Origin of the sequence: Shewanella sediminis HAW-EB3 (genome assembly GCF_000018025.1) — a bacterium.
GTDB classification, from domain to species: Bacteria; Pseudomonadota; Gammaproteobacteria; order Enterobacterales; family Shewanellaceae; genus Shewanella; species Shewanella sediminis.
In genome coordinates, this window is the sequence record NC_009831.1 from 4,718,171 (window position 1) to 4,732,196 (window position 14,026).

Genomic DNA, 14,026 nt, shown 5'->3' on the forward strand with positions numbered 1-14,026 from the left:
TGCTGTTTTATTTCGACTCAGGAAAGCTTAAGCTTCATTTAAGTATGATCGAGTAAACTTTCTCTCGTCGGGATTTCAGGCGAAAGACTGATAAGTTAGCATGCTCTTGGGAGTGAATTCCCCCATCTTGATCTGTTTGTTTCCTCGAGTATGCTGGCTGTTCCCTTTCTTAAAGAAGGCCCGAGTTCCTAGAGTCTAGGATCTCGAACCTAACACCTCTCAGTAAATTCCACATCTACGCTTGCTCTGCTCCTGATTTAAAATCAGTCCTCGAGTATGCCGGCAGTTCCTTCAAAGAAGGTACGAGGATTAAAATTAGTTCCTAGAATCTCGCACCTCGAAACTCGCACCTTTTCAGTAAATTCCACCTCTATGCTTGATCTGACTCCTTGTTTATAAGATGAGTTTATAAGAAGTCCTTGAGTATGCGGGATCATAAAAATGGCCACAGTTCCTAGGATCTAAGATCTAGGACCTCGAAACTGGCACCTCTCAGTAAGTTCCTTCAATGAAGGTCCGAGGAACTAGAACCTCGAACCTCGTATCTAGAACCTAGTTAACGCCTTCTCTATTGCTGAAACGATACACCAGCAGATAGAGCACGGGCAGGATAACGAGAGTCAGCAAGGTCGAAGAGACGATGCCGCCAATCACCACAGTTGCGAGCGGACGCTGTACCTCGGCACCAGTGCCGACGTTCAATGCCATAGGGACAAATCCAAGACTTGCCACCAGTGCGGTCATGAGTACCGGACGAAGTCGCTGACTCGCGCCCTGCTTGATTGCCTCCATCAGCTCGAATCCCTGCTGCTTGAGCTCCTTAATAAAGCTCAGCATCACCACACCGTTTAGCACGGCAATGCCCGACAGGGCGATAAAGCCGATCGCCGCCGATATAGACAGTGGCATATCTCTAAGCACCAGTGCCAAGACGCCACCGGTCAATGCCAGCGGCACGCCACTGAAGATGATCAACGAGTCCCTGATTGAGCCAAAGGCGCTATACAGCAGGCCGAAGATGAGTAGCAGAGTAAGCGGTACTAAGATCATCAAGCGATTAGATGCCGACTCTAACTGCTCAAAAGTGCCACCGTACTCACTCCAATAACCACTGGGCAGCTTAAGCTCACTCCCCATCAGCGCCTTAGTGTCCTTAATGAAGGAGCCCAAGTCCCGACCTTCGACATTCGCGGTCACCACCACATGGCGCTTACCGCTTTGACGATTGATCTGGTTTGGCCCCACCTTGAACTTAATATCGGCCACCTCGCCAAGGGGGACATAACTGAGATCGGGATTTAGCTCTGTCGGCAAGGCGATTGGCAGCCTCTCCAGCGCCCTGAGATCCTGGCTGATATTATCAGCCATACGCACCACGAGTTTAAAGCGGCGATCTCCCTCATAGATGAGACCAACAGGTACACCTGAGACTGCTGTTTGCAGCGCCTGCTGCACATCGACTATGGTGAGGCCCAGCAAGGCTAAGTGATCCCGATTAGGTTCGATAGACAGCGTAGGTAAACCAGACATCTGCTCGACACGAACATCTTTGGCGCCATCGAGTTTATGGAACAGGGCCTCGGCGCGGTCGCCTGCAGCTTTAAGGGTATCGAGATCGTCACCATAAATTCGCAAGGCAACATCTGCACGTACTCCGGCAATCAACTCGTTGAAGCGCATCTCGATAGGCTGGGTAAACTCATAATTATTGCCTGGGACCTGTTCAACATGTTCTCTCAGTTCATCGATAAACTGCTCTTTACTCTTGGTCGGATCGGCCCACTGATCGCGAGGCTTAATGATCAAGATGGTATCGGCAACACTTGGCGGCATAGGATCGGTCGCCACCTCGGGAGTACCAATTTTCGAGAACACATGCTTGACCTCATCAAGCTCACCGATAACCAACTCGAGTTTTTTCTGCATCTCGGTTGACTGCTCGAGGCCTGTACCCGTAATGCGCATGGCGTGCATGGCAATATCACCTTCATCGAGTTTAGGCAGAAATTCAGAGCCTAAGCGACTGAGCTGATAGGTGGTGACGCTCATCAAGGCTATCGCGGTGACGACAATGATGACAGGGCGTTTAAGAGAGAAGAACAGCACCGGCTCATAGATGCTACGCGCTTTAACCATCAGGAAGTTTTCTTTCTCGTTAACTTTACCCTTAACAAAAATGGCGATGGCGGCTGGCACGAAGGTAACCGAAAGGATAAGTGCACCGATAAGCGCAGCAACCACGGTAAATGCCATTGGGTGGAACATCTTACCTTCGACACCACTGAGTGCAAAGATAGGCAGATAGACCAGCATGATTATCAGGACACCAAATACCGCCGGGCGGAACACCTCTTTTGTCGCATCGAACACCACCTTGAGACGTTCCTCCAATGAGAGAAGCCTGCCGTAGCTATGTTGGGCCATACCGAGTCGACGCAATGCGTTCTCGACGATGATAACCGCACCATCGACGATAATGCCAAAGTCGATAGCACCAAGGCTCATCAGATTGCCTGAGACGCGGTTAGCAGTCATTCCAGTGATGGCAAACAGCATACTGAGCGGAATAACCAGGGCTGCGATAAGCGCCGCGCGAAAGTTCCCAAGCAAGGCAAACAGCACGACGATAACCAGTACGGCACCTTCGAACAGATTTTTCTGCACGGTGGCGATAGCCTTGTCGACCAGATCCGTTCTGTCATATACCGCCTCTGCCACTATGCCCTCGGGCAGGCTGGCATTAACCAGTTCTAGCCTGTCACCCACCTCTTTAGCGACGACGCGGCTATTTTCACCCAACAGCATAAAGGCGGTGCCCAGCACTGTCTCTTCACCATCTTGAGTCGCGGCGCCGGTTCTGAGTTGTTTACCGTAGAACACCTCGGCCACATCGCCGATGCGAACCGGCGCGTCGTCTCGCTTAGTCACAACGACTTGGCGGATCTCCTCCAGATCTTTAAGTTGTCCCGGTGAGCGGACTAACCACTGCTCACCATTTCTCTCTATGTAACCTGCACCCACATTACGGTTGTTACGCTCAAGCGCCGAGATAACATCATCGATGGTCACCTTAAACGCCAGTAACTTACCGGGATCCGGCGCGACCTGATATTCCCGCTCGAAGCCTCCCAGGCTGTTGATCTCGGTAACCCCGGGCACCTTGACCAGCTGAGGGCGGATGATCCAGTCCTGAATAGTACGCAGATCTTCGGCGTTATAGGGGGTGCCGTCCTCTTTCAATGCCCCATCGAGGGCGCGAATTGAGTAGGTAAACACTTCACCCAGGCCACTACTCACAGGGCCAAGTGCCGGTTCGGCCTCCACAGGTAACTCACCACGGATCCCCTGAAGTCGCTCGGCGATCTGCTGCCTTGCCCAATAGATGTCAGTGCCTTCATCGAAGATCACTGTCACCTGAGACAGGCCATAGCGGGAGATAGAGCGGGTATGATCCAGATTAGGTATCCCCGCCATGGCATTTTCAACCACATAGGTGAGTCTCTGCTCAGACTCGAGTGGAGAGTAGCCAGCAATCGCTGTGTTTATCTGTACCTGTACATTGGTGATGTCGGGTACGGCATCGATAGGTAACTTTAACGTGTTGTAGACACCCAATAGCGCGATGAGTAGGGTCATCGCCAGCACCAGTAACCGCCGCCTTAACGCGAAGGAGATGATTGTATCCATAATAATTGGCTCCTAGTGCACGTGTTTAGCGGCATTTTTCATGATGTCCGCTTTTAATAAGTAACTATTTTCGGTGACATATTCGCTATCACTATCCAGTCCGGCCAACACTTCGACATACGCACCATCGCTCTCGCCAAGTTTCAGCATACGCACCTCGAAGGTGTTGCCATGCTTTACAAATACGGCCGGATTTTCCATAAAGGTTTGCAGCGAATCGACGCGCACCGCTAAAGGCACCCGCTTAGTACGGGTCTCAATATCGGCCTGAATGTGCATGCCAGGTCGCCAGTGTCCATGTTCGTTTTCGATCACGGCACGCACGCGGGCGATGTGACCGCCTGTCATGGTTGGCGCTATATAACTGATGGTGCTGCGGGCTGAAGCGCTAACATTTTCGGCATTGTGATCTATATCTTTGTGATCATCCCCTATGGTCACGGGCTGACCCAGAGAAAGCTTATCTATGCTCTTGGGGAAGGCAGAGAGATCTATCCAGACACTCGACAGATCGCTGATACGTACTAAGGCGCGATTAAAGGTGTTGTCACCCAGACTCAACAACTGCTCGGTAACCTGACCGCTGGCAGGGCTCTTGACCTGATAAGTTTGCAGTGTGCTTGAGTTGCGCACGGTTGCGATGATTTGTCCCTTTTCAACCGAGTCACCTATGCTGACATGAAGCCGTTCGATAACCCCGGCGTAAGGCGCATTAACACTAAACTGCTTATCGGCAATAGGGGCGACGACCCCAAACAGAGTATCCACAAAGGTGAGCTGTTTACTACCGGCTTGCTGAGTTTGAATCCCGGAAAGTTTCAATAGCCGATCGTTAATCTCAGTCCGGCCAGTGTAATTGTCGTAGTGCCAGTCGAAAGACTCGCCCTTAAAGCCTGCGTGGACCTCCACCTCGAAAGAGTGAGGCTCGGCGACGCTCTGCTCACTCACCAGATAATCTTCTTCAATGACAAAGCTTATTTTGTCTGTTTTGCCGCCGAGGCGATTAAGCAGAAGCTCGAGTTTTATCTCGCTTGGGTCCAACTTCTCGCCCTTATGGTAAGCATAAACACGCATCTCCGGCGGTATCCCCGACTCGACCATAGTGATCTCAACCTCAAACTCACCACTGTGCAGGAGTCTGCCACCATGAGGTCCCTCGGGAACGTGCTCCTCCTTCTCTTCATGGCCATGACCGTGATCGCCACTGGCCCAGGCTAAATTTCCCGGTAGCAGAGTTGAAAAGCTCAAGGCCGATAGAGTGATAGCTGCCGCCATAAATGCTGATGAAAGCTGATTCAATTTAAAATTCATTATCTGTTCTCCTGTGCCACAAACGGCGTCATGTTTGAACGTGCATTTGAGCTAAAGTTTGAGTCAGTGGCAGTCATTGATTGTCCGGTAATGCGCTCGAGTTCTAGCCTCTGTTGATAGACAGCCACTTTGACTTCGATAAGCTCCCGCTCTATGGCAAACAGCTCAGATTGGGCATCGACCAGCTGCAGTACATTGGTTTGCCCCGTTTGATAGGCACCTTGGGTGTCTTCGAGTAACCGTTGTGCCAGAGGCAAAACTTGCTGTTGGATACGGCTTGCTTGCCGGGCGTTATTGACCATGACCTGATGAATCTCCATCAATGAAAGCCTTAGTTGACCGCGGACCAATTTTTGCTGCTCCATCGCCCTGTCTTCATTGGCTTTAGCGGCCAATATATTGCCTTGGTTGGGATTAGAGAGAGGAATGGGCATAGAGAAGTTGAACATCAAGGCACCGTCATCGAACCCCTCATAACTTCGAACTCCCATCCCCAATGTCACATCATATTGCGCCTTAGATTCCTCCATACGGCGCTTGGCGTACATCAAACGCTCGACGCTTAACAGCTGCAGATATTGAGGAGCGGTTTCGATAGCGTTGAGCACGCTCGCCGCTGTGGGGAGCGTCAATGACAGGTCCAGAGTACCAAGGGCACGGGTGAAGTGAGGTTCCCTCGACCACATGGCCGCTAAGCGCAGTCGGGCAAGCCTTGTCTCGCCATCGAGCTGCTCCTTGACCGCCTTCGTTCGAGACAGACGCAGGGCCATCTTAGTCACATCGGCTTGAATCACCGCCCCGGCATTGGCGCGAGACTCTATCGCCTTCAAAGCGGTCTGCTCAACCAAAAAACGTCTTTCGCTCCAGTCTTGCAGGGCTTGCAGGCGCAGTAGTTGATAATAACGCCCTGTGGCCTCGGCCAGGATATCCAGACGCAATATCTCATATTCACTTAGCTTTTGACGCTCTGTGGCTTGAGCCACATCGACGCGGCGCTGACGTTTACCACCCAGCTCGATAAGTTGGCTTAATGCCAGAGTGATCTCGGCATTATCGACGCCTTGTCTCTCACCTGTGCCCAGCACATTTTCAACTTCGACAGAAAACTCAGGATTAGGCGAGATCCCAGCTTGTATGGTCAGGGCTTCACTGACCCTGAGTTCATAGGGAAAGCTTTGTAGTTGAACATTGTTGAGCAAGGTTTTTTCCAGTACCCAAGGCAGATTAACCTTGCCTTGGTCTGACTGGGCAACACTCTTGCCTGCATATAATGCAAGCACGCACAGACTCACGGTGACCAGCGCACGTTGGCAGGCCACGAGTGTGATCTCTTGATATCTCTTCACGAGAATAAACTCCGGTTATCGCCTGAACACATGACGATGCGAGTCGCGTCTTATCGAAAATAGACACGGCAACTCACCTCAGCCACAACTTGTTGCAGGCAGATTTAATAAATAAAAATTATATAAATAACGTGGAGTTAACTATGAGGAGGGGGAATGGGTGGTGCGTAATTTCTATCTTGGTAACTTATAAGAAACGGACTTTCACCTTCGACTCGATTGACGTCACAGGCAAAGTGTAGCTCCATAGGTGGATGGCAGGAGGTATGAAAATCGTCATCATGTTCCTCTTGCTCGCTGGCCGCAGAGACATGACAGATGTGCCCCTGAACATGACAGCAATCTTCTTGCTTTTCACCGAAAGGAACCGCTTGAGCTTGCGAGACCTCTTGTGAGGCATCTTTTGAGGCAAGTTCATTCGTGTGGATGTCTGACGCCACACAGGTTGGAAATAACTGAGACACGAAAACCACCAGCAGGAGAACCAGTGTCAACTTAGATTGTAAAACCTGTGTTGAAGCCTTCGTGTTGAACAAGCAATATTTCCTAATCAAATGACTATCGAGCTAAAATGACTATCGAACTAAAATGATTCTCGAACTAAAGAGTGAAACTAAAGCTCGCAATTCAGAGTGAGGCGGTATTCCCCCCCCTGTTAAACTAATGCCGTATTAGACCAGAGTCAGATTTTAAGATCTAGAAACAAGATATCGATAATGACTAATTTACATGGGTAAATGAAATTTTCGTGATACAGCACTAAGAATCGGGGGGTGAATAACCAGATATGACCAAGGCCATCATCTTTATACCGATTGGTATTAGATGGCCCGGAGATTCAACGTGTTTGATTACATCAAGGGAACGATTTCGCGGAAAGGCTTATTCTGCTCATAGGTCTGAAGACGCTCCTCAAACTCCCCCGAACGATGTGCCTCTTCGCTATGCTTCAGAGCATCGATGGCTTTTAGCTGCGTCATAATCGCCGCACTGTAGTCACCGGTTTCAGCATAGGCCGCAGCCAGATTATCAAGGTTAGTCGGATCATCACGATTCGAATCAACCAGGCTCTGTGCTAACTGCAGGGCTTTATCACCATTTCGGTATTCCTCTTCCGGACAGGTAGATAAGATCCAGGCAACATTCCCCAATGAAACTTCATCGCCGACCGAACTGAATCGGTCAACTGCTTTACCACAGTTCCGTTCCACACCATTCCCACCGGCGGCATAGATAAAACCGAGCCTGAATTGAGCCCACTTATTGCCCTGTTCGCTTAAAGAGAGATACCAGCGCTCTGCAACCGTCAGGTCACGTTCAATAATATTGCCTTCGAATGAGAGATCGGCCAGCGTCTGTTGAGCCTTAGGATGACCCTGCTCTGCTGCCAGTGAGACCCATTTAATCCCCTGTTCTTGATCTTGCTCTACGAAACGTCCGGACAGATACATGAGGCCGAGAAGAAACTGTGCTTCTTTCTCGCCTTGAGAGGCTTTCAGCTGAATATGGGCTAATTTACTCGCTGCGACTTCTGCCACTGGCTGAGGAATTGAAAATGCATTAGTTGTAGTACTCGTCAAGAGTAATATGACAAAACCAACGCCTACAAATAACGGATGATATTTCAAAAACAACTCCTATCGAAATCTGCATACGAACCAGCCCGCAAAGGGGGTTTACGGTTGAAAAAAATAAATTGGAACAACAAAAAAAAAGCAGTAAAAACTCAATACAAAACGCTCATTTCCCCTGAGTTAGCCAGATTTAACAGCCAAAGTCGAGAAAAAGTGTGTTTCACACTCAGTTTATGACAAATAAATATCGAACAAGTTCGACCGGAAACGGAGGTAAGATGTGATTAAGTCGGCATTGTTAAACCAATCAATGCATATTTATACGGTATTAGTTGACTTATATCACTAATGTATCAAAATAAACATCAATATAGATAGCCTGTTACGAACATTCATTCTTTCTAAACCTAGATCTCTATCTAGGTTTTGTTGACTTAATTGACGTAAACTGCTTATTTAGCATATTCTTGTATTTACATTAAACTGTCGAGGAACATAGGCATGGCTCTGATTGGTAAGCCTAAACCGGATCCTACTTTGGAATGGTTTTTATCACACTGTCACATTCATAAGTATCCAGCCAAAAGCACTTTGATCCACGCTGGTGAAGAATCGGATACGCTTTATTACATCGTTAAAGGTTCTGTCGCTGTTTTGATCAAAGACGAAGAAGGCAAAGAGATGATCCTCTCTTACCTGAATCAAGGCGACTTCATCGGTGAACTTGGTCTGTTTGAAGAGCAAGCCGAACGAACTGCTTGGGTACGTGCTAAGCAACCTTGTGAAATTGCAGAAATATCTTACAAGAAATTTAAGCAGCTTATCCAGGTTAACCCTGAAATTTTGATGAAGCTTTCTTCTCAGATGGCATATCGTCTGCATAGCACCAGCCAGAAAGTTGGTGATCTTGCATTCCTTGATGTCGCAGGAAGAATCGCTCAAACATTATTACATTTGGCAAAACAGCCTGATGCAATGACTCACCCGGATGGCATGCAGATCAAGATCACTCGTCAAGAGATTGGTCAAATTGTTGGTTGTTCACGTGAGACTGTGGGACGTATTCTTAAGATGCTTGAAGAGCAAAGCCTGATTCAAGCTCACGGTAAAACAATCGTGGTTTACGGCACGCGCTAAGCTAACATTAAGTTAGATTTAAGACAGCTTCGATAAAGTGGCCTGAGATAATCTCAGGCCATTTTTTTTGGAGATAATATTAATGACAAGGGCACTGTTTATTAGCTTTTTAGCTCTTGCGGCCTTAATGCCAATGACAGGACACACATCCAGCCTGATTGAACTTGAACATTATGAAGCTAAACAATTGGTTAGCTCAGGAAAAATTCTATCTCTCGATGTGACCCTATCTAAAACCAAGCATTTTTGTGACGGCAAACTTATCGATGCGCACCTTTATCGTGAAGATGGAAAGTGGCGTTATGATTTGCAAATTAAGGCTCAACGTGGCCAAATCATAGATCTGAGTCTGGACGCTAGTACCGGACAGCCCGATCCCTATAAATCGTTACCCAATGACTGCAGAGCTTTTGAGAATTAGTTCAATGTTTCATTTGGGACAACGATACCATTTGATGACAGGTTAATATGAAACTACTGCTCGTTGAAGATAATGCGCTACTCGTTGAAGAACTCGAAAAACAACTCAAGCAAGCCGGTTACGTTACTGATGTGACAGATAAGGCAGCCGAAGCCGATTACCTGCTAAAAGAGACAAATTACGATTGCGTGATCTTAGATATTGGCCTGCCCGATGGTAATGGTCTCGAACTACTCGAACGCTGGCGAAACCAAGGAATTAATACACCGGTCATCATGTTAACGGCGCGAAGTCAGTGGCATGAAAAGGTCGAAGGCTTTAATGCCGGTGCCGATGATTACTTAGGTAAACCTTTTCATACTCAAGAACTGCTGGCAAGAATACATGCACTCATTCAGCGTGCTCACGGCAAAGCAAGCTTGCCATCGAAGGAGCTGAGTTTCTCAGGAGTTACACTCGACGAAAACCAACAATCAGTGATGGTTGGATCGAATTTATTTGAGCTCACGGCGATGGAGTTCAGGTTACTCAAGATTTTTCTGATGTCACCACAGAAACTGCTCTCAAAATCTCAACTCACAGATAAGCTGTATCAATTCGATGATGAAAAAGAGAGTAATGTCGTAGAGGTCTATGTCACCCATCTACGTAAGAAGCTAGGTAAAACAGCCATTGAGACACGACGTGGACAAGGTTATATCTTCCACGGCATCAGAGAATGATATCGATTCGAACTAAGCTCAGTCTCTGGCTTACGGGGTTAGTCATCTTATCGACGGTCGTTGGCATTATCTTTTTCGAGTCTATGTTGAGACAGGCATTCCACGATTCGATTATCGCGAGATTACAGGAAGATATTGAACAGGTTATGCTGGCCACTCACCTTCAGGGAGATGAGCTAAGCATAGATCAAAGCCAGCTATCAGGCTTCTATAAGCCGGTATTTTCAGGCCGTTATTATCAGCTCAATCTGCCGGACCAGGAGATCCGCTCGAGATCGCTTTGGGATCAGAAACTCGAAATTTTGCCACTGAAAAAGGGGGATAGTCGTGTCTGGCAAACCAAAGGGCCCCAAAATCATGATATCCAACTCCTCTCTATCGGACTCAGCTCTGACTCTCTCAATGTCGATGCCACTCTAACCGTTGCACAAGACCTGAGTATTGGGCGTAAAATTTTTACTCAAATTTACGGCACAAAACTGGGTGTCAACCTGGCGATGTTATTAACCATGATAGCCGGCATTTTTCTGGTATTGAGACAATCTTTTAAGCCAATTAACCATATGCAATCGGCCCTCTCAAAACTCAGAGAGGGAGAGATAACTTCGTTAGAGATCGAAAAGATCCCTCCGGAGTTGCAGGGGTTAGCCTCGACCTACAATGAGCTGCTGCAGTACTCAAGTAAGCAACTCGAAAGAAGCCGCAATAATATCGGTAATCTAAGCCATGGGTTAAAGACGCCGCTGGCGGTGATGCAGCAACAGGTAGAAGCTTTGGGACTCAAAGATCCCGATGCGGCGATAGCGCTTCAAAAGCAGCTGGACTTAGTCCACAAGATGATCGAGAGAAAACTCGCTGCCGCTCGGATCACCGGAGAGATGTTACCGGCGGCTCAGATGCAACTCCCCAAAGATTTAGACGATCTTTGCCAGACATTGAGCAAGGTACATTTTCATAAGCAGATTCAGTGCAATATCCATATTCCGGAGAAACTGTTAAGACTGCCCCTTCATAGGGAAGATGGCATGGAGCTCATCGGAAACTTACTCGATAATGCCCACAAATGGGCTAAATCACGGGTGGAGATAGGTGCAAGCATTGAAGATGACGCCATCTGTCTCATCATTGAAGATGACGGCCCCGGTGTCGCGAGTGAGGAACTGGCTCAACTGACCAGTCGTGGTAAACGCTTAGATGAGGCGACCATGGGTCATGGCCTGGGGCTCTCTATCGTAAAAGATATTGCCGAACAATATGAGATTGATTTGCAATTTACCCATAGCGAACAATTCGGTGGGTTAAAAGTCAGTTTAACCTTCTAACACCAATCGCTATAACTGAGCCAATTCGGGCTCTGCCTAGTCCTAAAATAGGTTGACGGTCTTTATTAAGCCAGTTGGAACTCCCGACTGGCTTTTTTATGTCTGGAACATTTATGCCACACCCCATGGATGGTTAGGTGTGGTATTTATGTCTGGAACATTTATGCCACACCCCACGGATGGAAAGGTGTGGTATTTATGTCTGGAGCATTTATGCCACACCCCATGGATGGTTAGGTGTGGTATTTATGTCTGGAGCATTTATGCCACACCCCATGGATGGTTAGGTGTGGTATTTATGTCTGGAACATTTATGCCAATGCCGTATTGATGCCGGGAGCATCATTGGCCCATGGCAAACAGACATAAAAAAGCCACAGCACGGAGACTGTGGCTTTTCATTAATGGCTTATTGAAGCGAGTAAACCGGAGAGCGTTACTCGTTTCTAAGCTTACTCACTCTTTAAAGAGTTGAAGACTATTTCTTCTTAGAGTAAGCCGCCGCTTGTTCACCGGCTAATCTACCGAAGGTGATGATATCAGAGATAGCATTACCACCTAAGCGGTTAGCACCGTGAACACCACCGGTCACTTCACCAGCGCCATATAGGCCAGGGATGATCTGCTTCTTAGCATTCATAACTTCTGCTTTAGAATCAATCATCACACCACCCATAGTGTGGTGAACACCTGGAGTCACTTCGATAGCGTAGTAGTTACCTTCATTGATTGCACGAGGCAGGTTTGGACGCTCGAAATCGGCATCTTTACCACTGGTAACGAAAGTATTATAACGAGCAACGGTTTCAGTCAGAGCCTTACCATCGATATTCTCCAGCTTACCTAGCTTAACAAGCGTATCGGCAGTAGGAGCGACGCCTAGACCAATATACTTATCAATTTTCTTCAGTGACTTACGTACTGAATCATCGAAAATCAAGTAAGCTGATTTGCCTGTTTGTTGTAAAATCGCAGCAGCGGCTTTATCACGAGTCGTGATCTCGTTGACGAAACGCTTACCTTCACGGTTAACCAAAATTGCACCGTTACCACGTACCGCTTCAGTTACCATCACACCACCTTTCACAGAAAGTGTTGGGTGAGCCTGGATGTACTGAAGGTCTACCATTGCCGCGCCGGCGTTACCGGCTACATCGATACCATCACCTGTTGCACCAGGTTGGTTAGTCGATACAAAGCCTTTCAGTTTAGGATCAAGCTTAGAAACACGCTCATTGTTCTTAGCGAAACCACCGGTAGCCAGAATAACGGCATCGGCCTTAATCCAGTAGTAGCCTTTGTACATGCCCTTAACTAGCAGGCCTTTAACGTTACCTGAGTCATCTTTAAGGATTTCGATACCACGTGTATTCATACGCATATCGATATCACGCTTAACGGCGTTATCATAAAGCACCTGGACAACGTGTGCGCCAACACCAGCACCACCCGTTGGACGGTGAGTACGGTTAACCGATGCGCCACCCATACGACCGACATCACTCAGGTCTGCACCCATGGCTGTCATCCAATCGACAGAACCTTTTGAGTGAGAAACCAGAACGTCTACCAACGCTGGGTCGTTGATGTTACGGCCACCTTTCATGGTGTCTTTAGTCATCAACTCAAGGCTATCTTCGATGCCTTTAGCTTTTTGCTGATCGGTCCAGGCGGCATTCATACCACCGGCTGCAAGTTTTGCATTACCACCGATAACAGGCTCTTTCTCGATAAGAATCACTTTTGCGCCATGATCGTGGGCTGAAACAGACGCAGAGAAACCTGCTCCGCCAGAACCGACAACGACCACATCGACAGTATCTTTTGGTGCGAGGGCTAATGCCGCTTCACGCTCAGATTTATCTTTAGCAAGTTCTGCAATGCTTGGCTCGTGACGTTCCCACTTGCCTACATACGGCATATCGAAGTCGAAGCTGTGGCAAGAATCACAATAGACCATAGATTTTTCATGGGCGCTGTGACAAGAGGTACAAGCGATCTCTCCTGGGAAGTGAGAATCATGGGCATTGTAATGCTCATGTACCGTCTCTTCAGCGACCTCTTCCATGGAGCCGTGACAAGAAACACACTGCTCATTTTCATAAGTAAGGCTATCGTTAGATAGTTCACCATCCGGTGTATGACAGCTATCACACTCTTGATTTTCAGCATGAAAATCGGCAAGGTTATCAGCAGCAGTTGCGTTCGCTACCATCCCTGCAGAACCAATTAAGGTGGCCAGGCATATAGCTTTTTTAAAGTTTTTCATCACGTCTCCTAGCTTTTCAATAGAACAACTCATTTGTTTAAATAGTCGCGATATCTACAAGCTCATCTCTAGTATTTGAGCTGAGTTTTCAGACCCCATAAGAATAGGATATTCTCAGCTTTCTGTTTCAAATTAATTTTGGGCGATCCAGGCATCTTGCTCAAGGTGAACAGAGATAGAGAAAACGAAAATCAAGCGAGCTTCACAGCTAAAAAAGATGCTCATGCAAAGATGCAT

The 14,026-nt window shown here is 47.7% G+C and carries 10 protein-coding genes; 4 read left to right on the top strand and 6 right to left on the bottom strand.

The genetic code is table 11. The features are described from left to right. Window positions 1-552: 552 nt before the first annotated feature. The 5 genes from SSED_RS20200 to SSED_RS20220 all read right to left on the bottom strand — a co-directional run bounded on the left by SSED_RS20200 (window position 553) and on the right by SSED_RS20220 (window position 7,972). Window positions 553-3,690 carry an efflux RND transporter permease subunit gene (locus tag SSED_RS20200; RefSeq protein ID WP_041421833.1) on the bottom strand — a complete coding sequence of 1,046 codons (3,138 nt, stop codon included), beginning with the start codon at window positions 3,688-3,690 and terminating at the stop codon, window positions 553-555. Window positions 3,691-3,699: 9 nt separating this feature from the next. Further along, on the bottom strand, window positions 3,700-4,998 hold the full coding sequence (locus tag SSED_RS20205; RefSeq protein ID WP_012144203.1) for an efflux RND transporter periplasmic adaptor subunit: 1,299 nt from the start codon (window positions 4,996-4,998) through the stop codon (window positions 3,700-3,702). Next, window positions 4,998-6,344: a TolC family protein gene (locus tag SSED_RS20210; RefSeq protein ID WP_012144204.1), complete on the bottom strand. Its 1,347-nt coding sequence runs from the start codon at window positions 6,342-6,344 to the stop codon at window positions 4,998-5,000. The genes SSED_RS20205 and SSED_RS20210 overlap by 1 nt, the downstream gene beginning before the upstream one ends. Before the next feature lie 137 nt (window positions 6,345-6,481). Further along, window positions 6,482-6,808 carry a hypothetical protein gene (locus tag SSED_RS20215; protein ID WP_223295930.1) on the bottom strand — a complete coding sequence of 109 codons (327 nt, stop codon included), beginning with the start codon at window positions 6,806-6,808 and terminating at the stop codon, window positions 6,482-6,484. A gap of 387 nt (window positions 6,809-7,195) precedes the next feature. Continuing rightward, window positions 7,196-7,972, bottom strand: a complete 777-nt coding sequence (locus tag SSED_RS20220) for an SEL1-like repeat protein (RefSeq protein ID WP_012144206.1) — start codon at window positions 7,970-7,972, stop codon at window positions 7,196-7,198. Window positions 7,973-8,419: 447 nt separating this feature from the next. Here SSED_RS20220 and crp point away from each other — a divergent pair, with 447 nt between their 5' ends. From crp to SSED_RS20245, 4 genes are all read left to right on the top strand, one after another. Then, a complete protein-coding gene (gene crp, locus SSED_RS20230; RefSeq protein WP_012144207.1) occupies window positions 8,420-9,055 on the top strand; it encodes a cAMP-activated global transcriptional regulator CRP in 636 nt (211 codons plus the stop codon). Window positions 9,056-9,137: 82 nt separating this feature from the next. Then, entirely contained in the window at window positions 9,138-9,476 is a 339-nt protein-coding gene (locus tag SSED_RS20235) for a PepSY domain-containing protein (RefSeq protein WP_012144208.1), read from the top strand. A 47-nt stretch (window positions 9,477-9,523) separates the two neighbouring features. After that, complete coding sequence (locus SSED_RS20240; RefSeq protein WP_012144209.1) at window positions 9,524-10,198, top strand: response regulator transcription factor; 675 nt, start codon at window positions 9,524-9,526, stop codon at window positions 10,196-10,198. Next, complete coding sequence (locus SSED_RS20245) at window positions 10,195-11,520, top strand: ATP-binding protein (protein WP_012144210.1); 1,326 nt, start codon at window positions 10,195-10,197, stop codon at window positions 11,518-11,520. The genes SSED_RS20240 and SSED_RS20245 overlap by 4 nt, the downstream gene beginning before the upstream one ends. A gap of 478 nt (window positions 11,521-11,998) precedes the next feature. Here SSED_RS20245 and SSED_RS20250 read toward each other — a convergent pair whose 3' ends face one another. Continuing rightward, a complete protein-coding gene (locus SSED_RS20250; protein WP_012144211.1) occupies window positions 11,999-13,789 on the bottom strand; it encodes a flavocytochrome c in 1,791 nt (596 codons plus the stop codon). Window positions 13,790-14,026 lie beyond the last annotated feature (237 nt).

What these genes read in the sequence shown, in the direction of transcription:
- SSED_RS20205 (WP_012144203.1), bottom strand. Translation starts at nt 4,998, where the DNA reads ATGAATTTTAAATTGAATCAGCTTTCATCAGCATTTATGGCGGCAGCT.
- SSED_RS20245 (WP_012144210.1), top strand. Translation starts at nt 10,195, where the DNA reads ATGATATCGATTCGAACTAAGCTCAGTCTCTGGCTTACGGGGTTAGTC.
- SSED_RS20250 (WP_012144211.1), bottom strand. Translation starts at nt 13,789, where the DNA reads ATGAAAAACTTTAAAAAAGCTATATGCCTGGCCACCTTAATTGGTTCT.
- SSED_RS20240 (WP_012144209.1), top strand. Translation starts at nt 9,524, where the DNA reads ATGAAACTACTGCTCGTTGAAGATAATGCGCTACTCGTTGAAGAACTC.
- SSED_RS20235 (WP_012144208.1), top strand. Translation starts at nt 9,138, where the DNA reads ATGACAAGGGCACTGTTTATTAGCTTTTTAGCTCTTGCGGCCTTAATG.
- crp (WP_012144207.1), top strand. Translation starts at nt 8,420, where the DNA reads ATGGCTCTGATTGGTAAGCCTAAACCGGATCCTACTTTGGAATGGTTT.